Annotated in this window: 15 protein-coding genes; 9 read left to right on the top strand and 6 right to left on the bottom strand. The window is 65.6% G+C overall.

Features of this window, described 5'->3' with window-relative positions:
• Positions 1-106: 106 nt before the first annotated feature.
• From JQ507_09180 to JQ507_09155, 6 genes are all read right to left on the bottom strand, one after another.
• Positions 107-781 (bottom strand): spermidine synthase, encoded by a 675-nt coding sequence (locus JQ507_09180; protein QRI71624.1) that lies wholly within the window; start codon positions 779-781, stop codon positions 107-109.
• A gap of 38 nt (positions 782-819) precedes the next feature.
• Positions 820-4,053 (bottom strand): cytochrome P450, encoded by a 3,234-nt coding sequence (locus tag JQ507_09175; GenBank protein QRI71623.1) that lies wholly within the window; start codon positions 4,051-4,053, stop codon positions 820-822.
• A 122-nt stretch (positions 4,054-4,175) separates the two neighbouring features.
• Complete coding sequence (locus JQ507_09170) at positions 4,176-5,171, bottom strand: alpha/beta hydrolase (GenBank protein QRI71622.1); 996 nt, start codon at positions 5,169-5,171, stop codon at positions 4,176-4,178.
• Positions 5,172-5,182: 11 nt separating this feature from the next.
• Complete coding sequence (locus JQ507_09165) at positions 5,183-6,733, bottom strand: wax ester/triacylglycerol synthase family O-acyltransferase (protein QRI71621.1); 1,551 nt, start codon at positions 6,731-6,733, stop codon at positions 5,183-5,185.
• A 53-nt stretch (positions 6,734-6,786) separates the two neighbouring features.
• Positions 6,787-7,578: an alpha/beta hydrolase gene (locus tag JQ507_09160; protein QRI71620.1), complete on the bottom strand. Its 792-nt coding sequence runs from the start codon at positions 7,576-7,578 to the stop codon at positions 6,787-6,789.
• A gap of 8 nt (positions 7,579-7,586) precedes the next feature.
• Complete coding sequence (locus JQ507_09155; protein ID QRI71619.1) at positions 7,587-7,835, bottom strand: hypothetical protein; 249 nt, start codon at positions 7,833-7,835, stop codon at positions 7,587-7,589.
• Between the two features lie 351 nt (positions 7,836-8,186).
• Here JQ507_09155 and JQ507_09150 point away from each other — a divergent pair, with 351 nt between their 5' ends.
• The 9 genes from JQ507_09150 (at position 8,187) to JQ507_09110 (ending at position 18,509) form a co-directional block, all read left to right on the top strand.
• Positions 8,187-9,785: an ABC transporter substrate-binding protein gene (locus JQ507_09150; protein QRI71618.1), complete on the top strand. Its 1,599-nt coding sequence runs from the start codon at positions 8,187-8,189 to the stop codon at positions 9,783-9,785.
• Between the two features lie 103 nt (positions 9,786-9,888).
• Positions 9,889-10,869 (top strand): ABC transporter permease, encoded by a 981-nt coding sequence (locus JQ507_09145; GenBank protein QRI71617.1) that lies wholly within the window; start codon positions 9,889-9,891, stop codon positions 10,867-10,869.
• Positions 10,870-10,880: 11 nt separating this feature from the next.
• Positions 10,881-11,840 (top strand): ABC transporter permease, encoded by a 960-nt coding sequence (locus tag JQ507_09140; protein ID QRI71616.1) that lies wholly within the window; start codon positions 10,881-10,883, stop codon positions 11,838-11,840.
• On the top strand, positions 11,837-12,820 hold the full coding sequence (locus JQ507_09135; GenBank protein ID QRI71615.1) for an ABC transporter ATP-binding protein: 984 nt from the start codon (positions 11,837-11,839) through the stop codon (positions 12,818-12,820). The genes JQ507_09140 and JQ507_09135 overlap by 4 nt, the downstream gene beginning before the upstream one ends.
• The gene (locus tag JQ507_09130) at positions 12,817-13,812 is read left to right on the top strand and encodes an ABC transporter ATP-binding protein (GenBank protein QRI71614.1); all 996 of its coding nucleotides are present in this window, start codon (positions 12,817-12,819) and stop codon (positions 13,810-13,812) included. Before JQ507_09135 ends, JQ507_09130 begins: the two co-directional genes overlap by 4 nt.
• Positions 13,813-13,918: 106 nt before the next feature.
• Entirely contained in the window at positions 13,919-15,724 is a 1,806-nt protein-coding gene (locus JQ507_09125; GenBank protein QRI71613.1) for a gamma-glutamyltransferase family protein, read from the top strand.
• A 9-nt stretch (positions 15,725-15,733) separates the two neighbouring features.
• Entirely contained in the window at positions 15,734-16,444 is a 711-nt protein-coding gene (locus JQ507_09120) for a DUF1028 domain-containing protein (GenBank protein ID QRI71612.1), read from the top strand.
• Positions 16,441-17,430, top strand: coding sequence for an ABC transporter ATP-binding protein (locus JQ507_09115; GenBank protein ID QRI71611.1), 990 nt, complete (start codon positions 16,441-16,443; stop codon positions 17,428-17,430). The genes JQ507_09120 and JQ507_09115 overlap by 4 nt, the downstream gene beginning before the upstream one ends.
• Positions 17,427-18,509, top strand: a complete 1,083-nt coding sequence (locus JQ507_09110) for a dipeptide ABC transporter ATP-binding protein (GenBank protein QRI71610.1) — start codon at positions 17,427-17,429, stop codon at positions 18,507-18,509. The genes JQ507_09115 and JQ507_09110 overlap by 4 nt, the downstream gene beginning before the upstream one ends.
• Positions 18,510-18,518 lie beyond the last annotated feature (9 nt).

The following is an 18,518-nucleotide window of genomic DNA, read 5'->3' as shown; positions in this document are numbered from 1 at the left end:
AGGCCTCACCTGCCGCCAAGTGAAACCCAACCGCCCTCGGTTTTCAATACAGTCAGAACCCGGCCGCATGGCCGGCGATCTTGTTGCATCGCAATAGCGACGCCCGCTACGCCTTGGCCGCGATCCAGATCACGTGGCGTACACCGCGGCCTCGCCCGGTGGCACGGACGGCAATCTCGTTGACCGCGAACCCGGCCCGCGACAGCGCTTTCGGGAACTTGGCATTCGGACCGGACGACCAGACGGCGAGCACGCCGCCGCGCCGCAAGGCGGCATGCGCGACCTTGAGCCCGGAGACGTCGTACAGCCCGTCATTGGCCTTGCGGGTCAAGCCTTCGGGGCCGTTGTCGACATCGAGCAGGATGGCATCGAAAGTGCGCGGATGACGCGCGATCACGTCGGCGACATCCACCTCCTCGATGCTCACGCGGGGATCGCTCAGGCTGTCGCCGAAAATCTCCGCCATCGGGCCTCTTGCCCAGGCAACGACCGCCGGCACCAGCTCGGCCACCATAATCTGCGCCTCGGCCCCAAGCACCTTGAGCGCGGCCCGCAGCGTGAAGCCCATGCCGAGGCCACCGATCAGGAAATGCGGCGCTGCGACCTGCTCGATTTTCTTCGCAGCAAGCGTCGCCAGCGCCTCTTCCGAGCCCGACAGACGGCTGTTCATCAGCTCGTTGGTGCCGAGCATGATCGAGAACTCGCGGCCACGCCGCATCAGACGCAATTCATCTTCGGTGCCGGGAATCCGCGCGGTATCGATCTTTTCCCATGGAATCATGCGGCGGCTTGTAACATGGCGGGCACCTTGGACGAAGGCTACCCGCCAGCCCAAACGTCGAGCACGTAGCGGTTCCCTGTGCCCATCTCCTCGATCCAGCGCGCGGCGGCATCGGCGTCGGCACCGGCGCGCTCGCGATAGATCGACATTAAGGTTGCCTTGACGTCGGGCTCCATCTTGCCGCCGTCGCCGCAGACGTAGACGATCGCGCCCTTCTCGATCAGCTCCCAGACCCGATCCTTCTGCGCCGCGACGAGGTGCTGCACATAGGTTTTCGGCCCCTCGGCGCGCGAAAAAGCGGTGTGGAGCTCTGTGACGCCATCGGCCGCGAACGCCTTCAGCTCATCCGCATAGATGAAGTCCTGCTCCGGATGGCGGCAGCCAAAGAACAGCATCGCAGGGCCGAGCGTCGCGCCTTTCACCTTGCGCGCGGCGCGCTCCTGCAGGAAGCCGCGGAACGGTGCGAGGCCGGTGCCCGGGCCGATCATGATGATCGGCACGGCATTGTCGTCCGGCAGGCGGAAGCCGGCCTTGGTCTCCTTGATCGTGGCGTGGACGGTGTCGCCGGCGCGACGGCGCGCCAGATAGTTCGAGCAGACGCCCTTGTAGATGCCGTGGCCCGAGCTCGCAGGCGCCTCGACCACGCCGACCGTGACACTGCAGCGCTGCGCCTCGCCGGCCGGAGACGACGAGATCGAGTAATAGCGCGGCGCCAGCAGCGACAGCATTTCGAGGTAGAGGTGGAACGGCAGCTCGCAGGCCGGATATTCCTCGAGCAGATCGAACACCGATTTGCGCTTGGCCAATACTTCGGTGCGATAGCGTTCGGCCGAAGCGTCGTCGTCGCCGACATAGGCCGTCAGCTTCGGCTTGGTCACCGGGCAGCGGGTGTGCTCGGCCATGATCTGGATCTGCTTCCGGGTCGCGACCTGCTGCAGCTCGACGAATTCGGTGAGCAGCCGCCCGACCGACACCGCATTGCCGACCGGCAGTTGCGCGCGGCGGCCTTCCGAGACCTGCAAGCGGATCTGGTCGGCCGGCAGGAAGCCGAACCGGCGCGCAACGGAATCCACCAAGGTCGGATCGTTGCGCGGCACCACGCTGAGATGATCGCCGACGCGATACTTCAGGCTGGCCGGCAACTCGACCTCGATATGCCGGGTCGAGCGCTCCGACGGATGCGCGCCGTCCTTGGTCTGCAGCTCGTTGTTGGCGAGCACCTTCATCGGCACCGCGCCGCCCTGCGTCACGATGGTGTTGACCGCGCCCTGCGCCACCGGCTCGATCGCGTAGAGCGGCTCGTCCTCGGCGGTGCGGGTGAAATTCCAGTCGATGCCGAATTCCTTGGTCGCGACCTTGGCTGCCTCCGGGAACCACTTCTGGAACTGGCCGTCGAGATCGCTGCGCGCATCGCCCTCGCCGCGCGGATAGACCGCGCGGGCGCCATGCCTGGTCAGTTGCTCGTCGATCAAGCGCGGCACCGACTGATAGGTCGCCGCCCAATCGCTGTTGCCGCAGCCGAACACCGCATAACGCACCTTGGCGAAAGCGTCCTTCGGCAGGTCGCTCTCGAGCCATTTGACGAATTGCGTGGCGTTGTCGGGCGCCGCGCCGTTGTAGGAGGCGCAGATGATCAGCACGCCGCCCTCCTCCGGCAGTTTGCCGACATAGTCGTCCAGCGGGCCGAGCCGGGTGGCGAAACCATTGATCTCGGAGAGATCGGCCATGCGGGTCGCCAGTTCCTCGGCCGAGCCGAGGTTGGAGCCGTAGAGCACCAGCATCGGCGTGTTATGGCCGGGACGCGTGGTCGGCGCGCGTGGTGCCTTCGGCGCGGCCGCAACCGCGCCGGCGCTGCCAGCGAACGCGCCGCGATCCCTGTCGTCGCGCGGCCGCACCTTGATCCTGAAGCCGTCGGGCTTGACGGTCAGCGTCTCCTTCAGATGCATCTGGTAGCGATGCACGTCGAGCAGCTTGAAGCGCTGCAGGATCATCCCGATCGCGAGCGCCGCCTCGTGCATGGCGAAGCCGCGGCCGATGCAGGCGCGCTGGCCGTTGCCGAACGGCTTCCAGGCGTTGATCGGGCGCTTGGCCTCGGCTTCGCGGCTGAAATTCTCGGGATCGAACACGTCGGGGTTCGGGCCCCAGACCGAGGGATCGCGGTGCAGCGCCATCACCAGGATGGTGATGAAGGTATTCTTCTTGAGCTTGTACTTGCCGCCGATCATCTCGTCGTTGAGCGGCGCGATGCCGTAAGCCGGCGCCGGCGGCCACAGCCGCAGCGCCTCCTTCAGGCATTGGGTGATGTAGGTAAGCTGCGTCACCTGCTGATAGGTCGGCCGCGCGTTAACGTCGGGACCGAGGACGCGGTCGACTTCCTCATAGGCCTTCTTCAGCACCTCGGGATGCTTCAGCAGCGCATAGATCGTGCACGACAGCAGGCCGGAGGTGGTCTCGTGGCCCGCGATCAGGAACGTATTGATCTGGTAGCGGATGTTGACGTCGTCGAGCTGCTCGCCGGTCGCGCGGTCGACGCCGGTCATCATCGCTGCCAGCATGTCCTTCTTGTCGTCGGTCGCGGCGGTGTTGCCGCGGCGCTCGGCGATGATCTCGTCGACCATCTTGTTCATGAAGGCGACGTCGTCGGCGAGCGTCTTGCGCCGCTTCTGCATCCACAGGCCTTCGAGCGGCAGGCCGCGGGTCATCATGATGGTTTCGAGCGAGCGCACCAGCGATTCCACGAAGGGGTGGTAGTCGCGGCGGTAGAAGGAATTGAAGCGATAGTCGAAGCCGCACAGCCCGATGGTGTCGAGGGTCAGCGCCGTCATGTCGTGGACGACCTCGATCTCCTCGTCGGCGTTGAGGCGCTCCCATTTCTTGACCAGTTGCTCGGCGATATCGACCATGCTCGGGTGGTACGACTGCATGGCGCGATTGCCGAACGGCTGCAGCAGGATGTTGTGCGCCTTGCTCCAGTTCGGCTCCTTGGTATCTGCGGTGAACAGCCCGTCGCCGCCGACCGCGCGCACCCGACGCAGCGAGCCGCGCACCGCCTTGTCGAAGCGCTTTTCGTCGGACAGCTCGTCGACGAGATCGTGGCCTGACACGATCACCAGCGGAGCGCCCATCATGTCGAGCCAGAAAATCGGTCCGAGCTCCTTGGAGAGCTTGACCAGATGCTGCACCGGCGCGCTCGAATCCAGCGACAGCATGTTGCCGACCACCGGCTTCGTCGGCGGATGCGGGATCGGACTCAGTCTATTGCCGGACGCCATCTTGGAAGTGCCCCCTACCCTGTCGCTCAACCGTCATTGCGAGCGAAGCGAAGCAATCCATCGTGCCGCAAGCGGATAGAATGGATTGCTTCGTCGCTCCGCTCCTCGCAATGACGGCAAAATTATCCGAACCGCTTTCTGCGCCACTCGATCAGCTTGGCGCTGACCTCGTCAGGCTTTTCCTGCTGCGTCCAATGGCCGCTGTCCTTGACCAGGTGTTTCTCGAGGTCCGGCACCAGCCGCTCCATGCCGTCGGCCGCGGACGGCGGCAGCACCGCGTCATTCTCGGCCATGATCATCAGAGACGGCACCCGCACATTGTGATCCAGCCCGGCCGAGCGTTCCCAGTTGCGGGTGAAATTGCGATACCAGTTGATGCCGCCGGTGAAGCCGGTCCTGGTGAAGGTGTCGACGAACACCTTCTTCTCCTCGGCCGACAGGATCGGTGTCCGCGGATCATGCTTGGCGTCGTAGTTCGCTATCATCTGCGGAAACGCCAGATTGAGCCGCGCCGAGGCGCCGACACCTGCGATCGGCTGTTCGGGGGGCGCATCGGCGGGACGTGGTGCCGGCTTGCGCATGAAAGCGTCAAAAGTCTGCTCGACCCGGCTGCCGAAGATGCGGTCCGGCTCGCGCGCCGGATCCTGGAACTGGACGATGTACATCTGGTCGCCGAAGCGCTGGCGGAACAGCGCGATCGGGTCCATGGGCGCGCGGTCCCAATGCGGCGTGTTGACGCCGACGACGCCGGCCACCCGCGAAGGGTGCCTGAGCGGCATCTGCCAGACGACAAAACCGCCCCAGTCGTGACCGACGAAGATCGCCTTGTCGATCTTGAGATGGTCGAGCAGCCCGACCAGGTCGCCGGTCAGGTGCTCCATGTCGTAGGCTTCGACCGGCTCCGGCCGGTCGGTCGCGCCGTAGCCGCGCTGATCCGGCGCGATCACCCGGATGCCGGCCTCGGCCAGCGCCTTGATCTGGTGACGCCAGGAGAACGCGAGTTCTGGCCAGCCGTGGCACAGCACCACGGGCGGCGCGTCGGTCTTGGGGCCGGCTTCGTAAAACCCCATGCGGATGCCGTTCGTCTCGGCGAACTGCAGCGGTGGCATTTCGATCATTGCAGGAATTCCTATTCGGCCGCGCCCTTGATGTCGGCAGGCGGGGGCGCGAACGCCGCCTCGAGTGCATCGAACTCGAGCGGCAGCATGTCACACATCACCTGCACGTGGGGAATGATGTTGGCACCGACGATGAACCCGAAATCGAGCTGATCGCGATAGCTCTGCACCGTGATGTTGAGCGCAATCCCGTGGGTCGAGATCGAGACCGGGAAGATATGCAGCAGCTCCGCGCCTGCCGCGTACAGCGTCTGCCGCGGCCCCGGCACGTTCGACACCGTGATGTTGGTCGCCGGCGGCAGCACGTTGGAGAGGTCGGAGCGGCTGTACAGCAGCGCCATGATCTGCACCAGGATCGGCGCGCCCAACAGCGAGATGTTGGAAACCTGCGGCATCAGGGCGCGCAGCGGATGCGACATCTCCTTGGACTTGGTCGACTGCGCGATGATGGTCTCCAGCCGCTTCCTGGGATCCTCGACGTCGGTCGCGATCGAACAGATCATGCCGAACACTTGGTTGTTGGATTCGGCATTGCCCTCCTCGCGCAGCGAGATCGGCACCCCGGCGGTCAGCGATTTGTTGGGCAGCGCGCCCTGGCTGATCAGGTAGCGCCGCACCACGCCGGAGGCGAGCGCCAGCACGACATCGTTGAGCTTGCCGCCGGACGCTTTCGCCAGCGCCTTGGCGCGCGACAGCGAGATCGAGGTGCCGGCAAAGCTGCGCTCCGACGAGATCGCCTTGTTGAGGATGGTCGGCGGCGAGGACATCGCCTGCAGGCTCTCGCGCGACCGGGGATCGGCGACCTTGGCGACGACGTCGGACAGGCTCTTCAGGACCGTCGGCATCGAGCCGGCGAATTTCACCGCGCTCTCGATCTGGAACATGGCGTTGTCGAACAGGATCGAGCCGAGATCGCTCTTGCCGGAACGCGGCAGCTCCAGGCTCTTCTGCGCCGCGGCTGCCGCCTCGAACGGCTGGGTCCACAACTGCTGATAGGCGTCGATCAGATTGGCCGCGATGTCGCGCGGCTCCTGCGCCACCTTCTTCGCGCTCGGCGGCTCGATCTCGCGCGGCACCGGCGTCAGGTCATAGATCATGCTGGTCAGTGCAGCACCTGCACCGCCGTCGATGCAGGCGTGGTGCATCTTGGAATAGAGCCCGATCTCGTTGTCCTTCATGCCTTCGAAGACGTAGAACTCCCAGAGCGGGCGGGCGCGGTTCAAGAGCTTGGCATGCATCCAGCCGACGATCCGCTCCAGCGTGGCGCGGTCGCGCGGCGCGGGCAGGCTGGCGCGGAAGATGTGGCGGTCGATGTCGAACTGATCGTCCTCGACCCAGGACGGATGATCGATGTCGAGCGGCGCCTTCTGCAGGCGCGCCTTGAGGATCGGCGCGATATGCAGCCGCGAGGCGATCATCGCCTTGAATTCCTCGAAGAAGTCGCCCTTGTAGCCGTCAGGCAGGCGGAAGATCGCCATGCTGCCGACATGCATCGGCATTTCCGGCGTTTCCAGATACAGAAACGATGCGTCCAGCGAGGACAGCTTCTTGGCGTCGCTCATGATCTCCTCCCGAGAGCCAACTCACGCGGGCGCCTTGGCGGCGCTTCTCGTCGTCAGGATAGTGCCTGTTCTGCCGGCCCGTAGGCAATGGCAAAGGGGCCTGACCGGTCAAAATGCCGGAACTGCCCTTCCGGCTGTGCCAGCCGGTCCGCAATCGCCCACAGCGCCGCAGGGTTGACGCCGAGGCCGAGATGGCTGGCGAGGTGCACCTCGATGTTCTCAGCGCGCTCCGACGGGCGCACCCGCGAGGTCCGCCAGTTCACGATGCCGTCGGTTCGGGAATAGATCGAGGTGGTCGGCACCGGCATGTCACCGGCAATCGCGGCGCGGACCTCGGGAATGTCGTCCACGCGCTCGCCGGACAACAGCTCATAGAGCCGCGTCGCATTGGTGGCGCGGATATCCTCGGCGAACGGGCTGCCCAGCGTGACGATGGAACGCACCAGCTCCGGCATCTGCGACGCCAGGTCGCGCGCATAAACGCCGCCGAGGCTCCAACCGATGATCGAGACCTTGCGTCCCGACGCCTCATGGACCCGCTTCAACAGATCGCGCAGCGCAGTGCGCCTGCTGGAAATCCCGCCGAAATTGCGACCCATGTTCCAGGCATAGGCGTCGTAGCCGAGTTCCTTCAGATAGCGCCGCATCGGCGCCATCGACAGGTCGCTGGCGAGGAAGCCCGGCAGCGCCAGCACCGGATGACCGTCGCCCTTCGGCGCTTGCAGCAGCAACGGCGACAGCAGCAGGCTCGAATTCAGCTCGAGCACGCCGCGCGCTTCGGCCAGCATCAGGAACAGGCTGGGCGGGCGCAACCGGCGTTCGGTCCCATCAACGCTCCTGTCCATGTCGATCACTATTTCTTCTTGCTGGAGCCGCCGAAGCCGGCCATCGCCACGAACATGTCCTGGAAGCGTTCGGCGAGCTTGGGATCGAAGGTGAACCAGCTCTGCATCAGCGATTCCGGCGAAATCTTCTCGATGTTGGACAGCATCTGCTGCTGCAGCTTGTCCATGACCGCGGTCTGCATCGGCTGCACATCGGGCAGACCGAAGAACTGCCGCGCTTCAAGGGGCGTACAATCTACCTCGACGTTGACCTTCATATCCGCCTCCTCAAATGCGCCTCAGCCCAGCTCCGCTTGGCCCGGCGCAGTATCGCCGGGACGGGGTCGGTTGCGCAAGCGAGCCATAGCTGCCCCAACGGACAGTCGGCCTCAATCACGCCTTATGGTCAACCAAAGGGTTTGTGGCCAGCAACAGCACTCCGAAAGTCGAATGTCACGCGCGCGCACCACCCGCCTACTCTCAAATTCCATTGGTTGCGCTGCACCCGCGCGAGCCGATTAACCCTCCAGGAAATCGCGCTTGCACGGCCGGCAAACTCTGGCAACATGCATCAATAATACCAGCCGGACAAAGCAGCCGGCGGATAAAAATGGGGGACGCGGGATCACATGTCGGTACGTTGGAGTTTGTTTGCGGCGACTGCCGTCGCACTGCTCGCCCTTGCCTTGCCGGCATCGGCCCAGACGCTGAAATACGCCAACCAGGGCGAGCTGAAGTCGCTGGATCCATACACGCTGAAGGAAACCACGACGATCGCGCATCACGGCCACGTCTATGAAGGACTGGTCGCTCGCGACAAGAACCTGAAGATCATCCCGGCGCTGGCGGAAAGCTGGGAAACGGTGAGCCCGACCAAATGGCGCTTTCATCTGCGCAAGGGCGTGAAATTCCACAATGGCGACCCCTTCACCGCCGACGACGTGCTGTTCTCGGCGGATCGCGTCCGCGCCAAGGGCTCCAACTTCCTCAGCAACGTCCCGCCCGACGCCAAGTTCACCAAGGTCGACGATTACACGGTCGACGTGACGCTGGACTCGCCCAATCCCATCCTGACCTCGCAATGGGATAGCTGGTACATCATGGACAAGAAATGGTGCGAGGAGAACAACTCGGTCGCACCGACGCCGGCCTCCGCCACCACCCCGAGCTACGCGGCGCTGCACGAGAACGGCACCGGGCCCTTCACGATCGAGAGCCACCAGCCCGGCGTGAAGACCGTCTTCAAGGTCTACCCGGATTACTGGCGCAAGCCGGAGCATAATCTCAAGGAGATCATCTTCACCTCGATCGGCTCGGACGCCACCCGCGTCGCCGCGCTGCTCTCGGGCGAGGTCGACGTCATCGAGCCGGTTCCAATCCAGGATATCCAGCGCGTCAATTCGAGCGGCACCGCGACCGTCCTGACCGGGCCGGAGATCCGCACCATCTTCATCGGCATGGACATGGCGCGCGACGAGCTGCTGTACTCCAGCGTCAAGGGCAAGAACCCGTTCAAGGACATCCGCGTCCGCGAAGCCTTCTACAAGACGATCGACGTCGAGCTGATCAAGACCCGCGTCATGCGCGGCATGTCGACGCCCTCGACGCTGATGATCGCGCCCGAGCTCTATCCGCTGTCGAAGGAGTTCACCCGGCCGAAGCTCGATCCCGACGGCGCCAAGAAGCTGCTCGCCGACGCCGGCTATCCGAACGGCTTCGAAGTCACGATGGATTGCCCGAACGACCGCTATGTCAACGACGCCGCGATCTGCCAGGCTGTGGTCGGCATGCTGGCCCGCATCGGCATCAAGGTGAACCTGCTGGCGCAGCCGAAGGCGCAGTATTTCGCCAAGGTGCTGAAGCCCGGCGGCTACCAGACCTCGCTCTTCATGCTGGGCTGGACGCCGGCGACCTCGGATTCCCACAACGTGCTGCACGACATTTTCGGCTGCCGGCCCGATCCGAAGGATTCCACGCGGGGCGAGGCCAATCTCGGCGGCTATTGCAACAAGGAAGTCGACGAGCTGACCGACAAGGTGCTGGTCGAGGCCGACGACGCCAAGCGCAACCAGCTGATCAAGCAGGCCTACGAGATCGTCATCAAGGACTATGGCTACATCCCGCTGCACCAGCAGTCGCTGGCATGGGGCGTATCGAAAAAGGTCAAGCTGACCCAGCGTGCGGACAACCAGGTCCTGCTCTACTGGGCGACCAAACAGGGTGAATAGTGGTTTTGGCGAATTGGGTCCCGGAAGCGCCTGCTTCCGGGACTTCTCGTTTTCCGGGCGCGCAATGCCGCGTGCCGCGTTTCAAGAGCAGTGAAAGGTAGAGATGCTGGCTTTCACTCTGCGCCGCGTACTGCAGGCGATCGGCGTGATGCTCGCCGTCGGCGTCATCGCGTTCGCGATGTTCCGTTTCGCCGGCGACCCGGTGAACCAGATGGTGTCGATCGACACCTCGGCCGCGGAGCGCGCCTCGATCCGGCAATCGCTCGGCCTTGACGATCCCGTGCTGGTGCAGTTCGGCCATTACTTCATCAATGCCGTGCAGTTCAAGTTCGGGGTGTCCTACCAGTTCCGCCTGCCGGTCTCCTCGCTGTTGGCGGAACGGCTGCCGGCGACGCTGGAGCTTGCGATCTGCGCGACGCTGTTCGCGATGGCAGCCGGCATCCTGATGGGGGTCTATTCGGCGCTGCGCCGCGACACCGTGCTGGCCAAATTATTCCAGGCGGTATCGCTGATCGGCATTTCGCTGCCGACCTTTCTGATCGGCATCCTCCTGATCTATCTGTTCGCCGTGACGCTGGGCTGGCTGCCGTCCTTCGGCCGCGGCGAGGTGGTGAAGCTCGGCTGGTGGACCACCGGGCTGCTCACGGTCTCCGGCCTGAAGGCGCTGATCATGCCGGCGATCACGCTCGGACTATTCCAGATGACCCTGATCATGCGGCTGGTGCGCGCCGAAATGCTGGAAGTGCTGCGGACCGACTATATCCGCTTCGCCCGCGCCCGCGGGCTGACCACGCGTGCGATCCATTTCGGCCATGCGCTGAAGAACACCCTGGTTCCGGTGATCACCGTGGCCGGCCTGCAGTTTGGCTCGGTTATTGCTTTCTCGATCATCACCGAAACCGTGTTCCAATGGCCGGGCATGGGGCTTCTGTTCGTGCAGGCCGTGCAAAACGTCGATATCCCGATCATGGCCGCGTATCTCCTGATGGTCTCGCTGATCTTCGTCACCATCAATCTCGTGGTCGACATCCTCTACACCGTGGTCGATCCGCGCCTGCGGTCAACCGTCAGCCGCGCAGCGTGAGGGGCTGACCGATGTCAGACGCCGTCGTCCCCGATCGCACGCAGGACCACGAGCCGGCTGCCGGCTGGTTCAAGCGCGCGCTCGACAGCGACATTTTCTATTCGTTCCGCCGCTCCAAACTGACGATGGTCGCTGCCGCGATCACGCTCGCGTTCTTCCTGCTGGCGATCTTCGCGTCCTGGCTTGCGGTGCAGAACCCGTTCGATCCGGCGCAGCTGCAATTGATGAACTCGCGGATCGCGCCGCTGTGGACCGCCGACGGCCAGAGCCCGTTCCTGCTCGGCACCGACGAGCAGGGCCGCGACGTGCTCTCGGCGATCCTCTACGGCCTGCGCATCTCGCTTGCGGTCGGCTTGGCCGGCGTGGTCTTCGCCGGCGCGCTCGGCATCGCCCTCGGGCTGGTCGCCGGCTATTTCGGCGGCGTGGTCGACAGCGTGATCATGCGGATCGCCGACGTGCAGCTCACCTTTCCGGCGATCCTGATCGCACTGCTGGTTAATGGCGTCGCCAAGTCGCTGCTCGGCAACCGGCTCGACGAGATGAGCACGCTCGGCGTGCTGATCATCGCGATCGGCCTCAGCTTCTGGGTGCAATATGCCCGCACCGTGCGCGGATCGGTGATGGTCGAGAAGAACAAGGATTATGTGGCGGCGGCGCAGCTGATCGGCCTGCCGGCGCAGAAAATCATGCTGCGGCACGTGCTGCCGAATACGATGGGCCCGATCCTCGTCATCGCCACCATCAACCTCGCGCTCGCGATCATCACCGAGGCGACGTTGTCGTTCCTCGGCTCCGGCATGCCCGACACCATGCCCTCGCTCGGCACCCTGATCCGGATCGGCAACAACTATCTGTTCGCCGGCGAATGGTGGATCGTCGCGTTCCCGGGCATTGCCTTGGCCGGGCTGATCCTGTCCATCAACCTGCTCGGCGACTGGCTGCGCGACGCGCTCAACCCAAAGCTCCGATGACCAAGCCTGTTCTCTCCGTCCGGAACCTCGAGGTGGAATTCGTCACCCGCCGCGCGACCTTGCGCGCCATCAACGGCGTGTCGTTCGACATCGCCAAGGGCGAGGTGCTCGGCATGGTCGGCGAGTCCGGCGCCGGCAAGTCGGTCACCGGCCTTGCGGTGATCGGGCTGATCGATCCGCCCGGCCGCATCTCCGCCGGCGAGATCGAGCTGTCGGGCACCCGGATCGACCATCTCCCGTCAGAGGAGATCCGCAGAGTCAGGGGCAAGCGGATCGGGATGATCTTCCAGGATCCGCTGACCAGCCTCAATCCGCTCTACCGGATCGGCGACCAGATCATCGAAACCATCCGCACCCACACCAACCTCAGCGAGAGCGCCGCGCGCAGGCGTGCCATCGACTTGCTCGCCGAGGTCGGCATTCCCGCCCCCGAGAAGCGCATCGACGGCTACCCGCACGAATTCTCGGGCGGCATGCGTCAGCGCGTCGTCATTGCGCTCGCGATCTGCGCCGAGCCGGAGCTGATCATCGCCGACGAGCCGACCACCGCGCTCGACGTCTCGGTGCAGGCGCAGATCATCGCGCTGATCAAGCGGCTCGGCCGCGACCACGGCACCGCGGTGATGCTGGTGACCCACGACATGGGCGTGATCGCCGAGACCTGCGACCGTGTCGCAGTGATGTATTCGGGCCGCATCGCCGAGATCGGCCCGGTGCAGGAGGTGGTGCGCAATCCGCTGCATCCCTATGCCAAGGGTTTGATGGGCGCGATCCCGACGCTTGCGGGCGAAGACAAGCGCCTGGTGCAGATCCCCGGTTCGATGCCGCGGCTGTCGGCGATCCCGCCGGGCTGCCCGTTCAACCCGCGCTGTGCGTTTGCCTTCGATCGCTGCTGCGTCGAACGGCCCGAACCGATCCGGCAGGGCACCCAATCGGTGGCCTGCCATCTGTTCGAGCCGGCGAAGGAGACGGCGGCATGAGCGGGACATTGATCGAGGTCAGGAATTTGCGCCGTGTCTTCGACGTCTCGAAGCCGTGGCTCAACCGCGTGATCGAGGGCGGCCATCTCGAACTCTTGAAGGCCGTCGACGGCGTCAGCTTCGACATCAAGCGCGGCGAGACCTTTGCGCTGGTCGGCGAATCCGGCTCGGGCAAGACCACGGTCGCGCGCATGGTCGTCGGCCTTTTGCCGCCGAGTTCGGGCGAGGTCGTCATCGATGGCGTCTCGATGACCGATCCGCGGCAGGGCCAGGCGCGCCGCCGGCTGCGCCGGCGCATCCAGATGGTCTTCCAGGACCCCTATGCGAGCCTCAACCCGCGCTACCGGGTCGCCGCCATCGTCGCCGAGCCGATCCGCGCCTTCGAGCTGATCCAGAGCGAACGCGACATCAAGGCCCGGGTCGGCGAACTGCTCTCGCTGGTCGGCCTGCATCCCGACGACGGCCAGAAATTCCCGCACGAGTTTTCCGGCGGCCAGCGGCAGCGCATCGCGATCGCCCGCGCGCTCGCCTCCGAGGCCGAGTTCATCGTCTGTGACGAGCCGACCTCGGCGCTCGACGTCTCGGTGCAGGCGCAGATCCTCAACCTGATGCGCGACCTGCAGGACAAGTTCGGCCTGACCTATCTGTTCATCAGCCACAATCTCGCGGTGGTCCGCCACATGGCGAGCCGGATCGGCGTGATGTATCTCGGCCGTATCGTCGAGATCGCCGAGGGCCGGCAATTGTTCGAGAACCCGCGGATGCCCTACACCAGGATGCTGCTCGGTGCGGTTCCGGATCTTGCGATGTCCGGCCGCCAGCGCATTCCGGTCAAGGGCGAGATCCCGAACCCGATCAACCCGCCGCCGGGCTGCTCGTTCAACCCGCGTTGTCCCCTCGCCTTCGATCTCTGCCGGGAGAAGCCGCCGGACCTGATCGACGGCGTCGCCTGCCACGCCGTCAACAGCCCCGCCGCCGCCGTTCCGGCTTGATCACGCGGATGGGAGCGGCCATGTGCACCAAGCGGTTGGCATACCAGCCCGGCTGTGATCAAGTGCGCGCGCAACAAGTCCGGCAAGCCGCCTAACGGTGAATAGCATGAGCAACGTCAACCCCGATCCATTCACCACAAGGCCTGAGATCGAAGGCACCTTCGGCGTCGTCACCTCGACGCACTGGATCGCCACAGCGGTCGGCATGGCGACGCTGGAAAAAGGCGGCAACGCCTTTGACGCCGGCGTTGCAGCCGCCTTCACGCTGCAGGTGGTCGAGCCGCATCTGAACGGCCCCGGCGGCGACGTTCCGATCATCGTGCACGACGTCAAGCGCGGCAAGAGCGAGGTGATCTGCGGCCAGGGCCCGGCGCCGGCGAAGGCAACGATTGCCCACTACCGTAGCGAGGGCCTCGAGATGGTGCCCGGCACCGGTCTGCTCGCCGCCTGCGTGCCCGGTACGTTCGAAACCTGGATGCTGCTGCTGCGCGACTACGGCACGCTGAAGCTGCGCGACGTGCTGGAGCCCGCGATCTTTTATGCCCGCGACGGCCATCCGCTGGTCGAGCGTGCGTCAGCGACCATCAAGACCGTCGAGCAGCTGTTCCGGAAATACTGGACCACATCGGCCGACGTCTATCTGCCCAATGGCGAGGTGCCGAAGCCCGGCACGCTCTTCACCAACAAGAAGCTTGCGGAGACTTATGCGCGCATCCTGACCGAGGCGGAGAGCGCCGGCGGCGATCGCGTGGCGCAGATCGAGCGCGCCCGGCAGGCCTGGTCCAAGGGCTTCGTCGCCGAGGCGATCGACAAGTTCTGCCGCACCCAGGAGGTGATGGACGTCTCCGGCGCGCCACATCGCGGCGTGCTGTCGGCCGACGACATGGCGCGATGGCAGCCCACCATCGAGGCGCCGCTGACCTATGATTACGGCCGCTACACCGTGCAGAAGGCCGGGGTCTGGAGCCAGGGTCCGGTGATGCTGCAGCAGCTCGCGCTGTTGAAGGGCTTTGAGCTCGACGGGCTCGACCCCGCAGGCCCCGACTTCATCCATTTGCAGATCGAAGCCGCCAAGCTCGCTTATGCCGATCGCGAGACGTTCTATGGCGATCCCAAGTTCACCGATATCCCGATCGAGACGCTGCTGTCCGATGCCTATAACAACGAGCGGCGCAAGCTGATCTCGAAGGACAAGGCCTCGCTCGACTTCCGCCCCGGCTCGGTCGCAGGTTTCGGCGGCGTCGTGAAGCTGCGCCGCGCCGAAGGGCATCGCGAGGCGGTCGGCGCCATGGGCGCCGGCGAGCCGACGGTCGGCCGGTTCGGCGAGGTGCGCGGCGACACCGTGCATTTCGACATCATCGACAAGGCCGGCAACATGATCTCGGCGACGCCGTCCGGCGGCTGGCTGCAATCCTCGCCTGTCATTCCCGAGATCGGCTTCTGCCTCGGCAGCCGCGCCCAGATGTTCTGGCTGGAGGAGAACCACCCGGCCTCGCTGGCGCCGGGCAAGCGGCCGCGCACCACGCTGTCGCCGACCATGGCGCTGCGCGACGGCGAGCCGTATCTCTCCTGGGGCTCGCCGGGCGGCGACCAGCAGGATCAGTGGATCACGCAATTCTTCCTGCGCCACGTCCATGCGAAGCTGAATCTGCAGGAGGCGATCGACGCGCCGGCCTGGCACTCCGAGCATTTCCCAATCTCGTTCTGGCCGCGCACATCGCGCCCCGGCGTGCTGGTGCTGGAAAATCGCGTTCCGAAATCGACCATCGATGAATTGAAACGCCGCGGCCACGTGGTGGAGATCGGCCCCGATTGGTCGGAAGGCCGCCTCACCGCGGCCTCGAAGGTCGGCCCCCGCCGCCGTGCCGCCGCCAACCCGCGCGGCATGCAGGGTTACGCTGCGGGCCGCTAGAGGTTTCAGATGACCTGGTCGATCATCGCCCGCGACAGCGCCACCGGCCAGCTCGGCATCGCCGTCGCGACGCGGTTCTTCGCGGTCGGCGCGCTGGTGCCGCACATTGCACCCAGGATCGGCGCCATCGCGACACAGGCGCTGGTCAATCCTTATTACGGCATCGACGGCCTCGCGCTGCTGCGCGAGGGAAAGAGCCCGCATGACATGATCGCGGCGCTGCTCGCACCCGACGGCGGCCGCGAGAGCCGGCAGGTGCATGTCATGGACAGCAAGGGCCGCATCGCCGCGCATTCCGGCAAGGATTGCGTCGATTGGTTCGGCCATATCGCGGGCGACGGCTTCTCGATCGCGGGCAACATGCTGGCCGGACCCGCGGTGCTCGATGAGACCGCGCGCGTCTATGCCGCAAATGAAGGCCTCCCGTTCTCGGAACGGCTGATCAAGGCGATGTTCGCCGGCGAGGCGGCCGGCGGCGACAAGCGCGGCAAGCAGTCGGCGGCCCTTCTGATCCACGGCACTGAGGAATGGCCCTTGCTCGACCTCCGGGTCGACGACCACACCGATCCATTGCGCGAGCTGCAACGGCTGGAAGCGGTCAGCCGCGAGCACTGGGTGCCGTTCCGAACCTTCATGCCGACCCGCGGTAACCCTTCCGGAACCAGCGACCGCGCGGCGATCAACGCCGCAATCGCCGCGGCATCCGCGAGCCGCGAATGACCACCGGCCCGCTGATCGAAATCGAGGGCCTGCGCGTCACTTTCCAGGGCGACGACGGCCGCGTCACGCATGCCGTCGACAGCGTCGATCTTTCCGTCGCCAACGGCGCGACGCTCGGCCTGGTCGGCGAATCCGGTTGCGGCAAGAGCGTGACCTCGCTCGCGATCATGGGGCTGCTGCCGAAGCAGTCTGCTGCGGTCACCGGCGCGATCCGCTTCGACGGCTTCGACCTGCTCGACGTGCCGGATGCGACGCTGCGCGACCTGCGCGGCAACCGGCTCGCGATGATCTTCCAGGAGCCGATGACCTCGCTCAACCCGAGCTTCACCATCGGCGACCAGATCACAGAGACGATTTTGCGCCACCGCGGCGGCTCCCGGCGCGCGGCGCGCGAGCGCACCATCGAACTGCTGCGCCGGGTCCACATCCCCTCGCCCGAGAAGCGCATCGACGAGTATCCGCACAAGCTGTCCGGCGGCATGCGCCAGCGCGTGATGATCGCGATGGCGCTGGCCTGCGATCCACAGCTGTTGATCGCCGATGAGCCGACCACCGCGCTCGACGTCACCTTGCAGGCGCAGATTCTCGATCTGATGCGCGAGCTGAAGGCCGCGAGCGGGGCTGCGATCATCCTGATCACCCACGACCTCGGCGTCGTCGCCGAGGTCTGCGACGAGGTCGCGGTGATGTATGCCGGCGAGATCGTCGAGCGCGCCCCGGTCGATGAGTTGTTTGCCAATCCGCAGCACCCGTACACGGTCGGCCTGCTCGGCTCGATCCCGCGGCTCGATCGCCGTACCAGCCATCTCGCCACCATCGAGGGGATGGTGCCGAACATGGCGAGCCCGCCCGCCGGCTGCCGTTTCGCCGCGCGCTGTCCGTTCGTCGAGAACGCCTGCACAAGCTCGCCGCCGCCACTCGCGATGCTGAGCGCAACCCACGCCTCGCGCTGCATCCGTGCGCCGCTGGAACGGCTGGTGTCATGACCGCGCTGCTCGAGGTCGACGGGCTGGTGAAGCATTTCGTCGCCGAACGCTCGGTGTTCGGACGGCCGACCGCGCATGTGAAGGCGGTCGACGGCGTCAGCTTCACGGTCGAGGCCGGCAAGACGCTGGCCCTGGTCGGCGAATCCGGCTGCGGCAAATCCACCGTCAGCCGGCTGGTGCTGCGGCTGATCGAGCCGGACGCCGGGCGTATCCGCTTCGAAGGCCGCGACCTCGGCACGCTCAATGCCGAGCAGTTGCGCGCATTCCGCCGCGATGCACAGCTGATCTTCCAGGACCCCTACGCCTCGCTCAACCCGCGCATGACGGTGAGCCAGATCCTGACCGAGCCGCTGGCGCTGCACAATCTCGTCCCGGCGGCGCGTCGCCGCGAACGTGTCGATGAGCTGCTGCGGCTGGTCGGGCTCGAGCCGCGCTTCGCGCGCCGCTATCCGCACGAATTCTCCGGCGGCCAGCGCCAGCGCATCGCGATCGCCCGCGCACTCGCGGTCGAGCCGAAGCTGATCATCTGCGACGAGCCGGTGTCTGCGCTCGATGTCTCGATCCGCTCGCAGATCCTCAATCTGCTGCGCGACCTGCAGGATCGTCTGAAGCTCGCCTACATCTTCGTGTCGCACGATCTGGCCGTGGTCAAGCACATCGCCGACCGCGTCGCCGTGATGAACCTCGGCACCATCGTCGAGACCGCGGATGCCCAGGCGCTGTTTGCCGCCCCGCGGCATCCCTACAGCCGCGCGCTGTTGTCGGCGATCCCGGTGCCGAAGCCGCGCGCCAAGCGTAGCCGAATCGTGCTGGAGGGCGAGCTGCCGAGCGCGCTCAATCCACCCTCCGGCTGCCGCTTCCATACCCGCTGTCCCTATGTGATCGCGCGCTGCCGCAGCGAAGTGCCGCCGTTGCGCGAAGATGGCACCGGATATGCAACGGCCTGTCACCGGACGGGCGAGCTGCCCGGCGCGGAGGCAATCGTGCCGTCCGACGGCGGGTTCTCGCCGACACTGGAAAAGCTGGTGGCGGCGTTCAATACGGCGGAAGCCTCGGGGCGGACCGGGGTTATTTCGTAAGGGAACACA

This window comes from Bradyrhizobium sp. PSBB068 (assembly GCA_016839165.1).
Taxonomy (GTDB): Bacteria; Pseudomonadota; Alphaproteobacteria; order Rhizobiales; family Xanthobacteraceae; genus Bradyrhizobium.
This window is presented reverse-complemented; position numbering and strand designations above follow the sequence as displayed.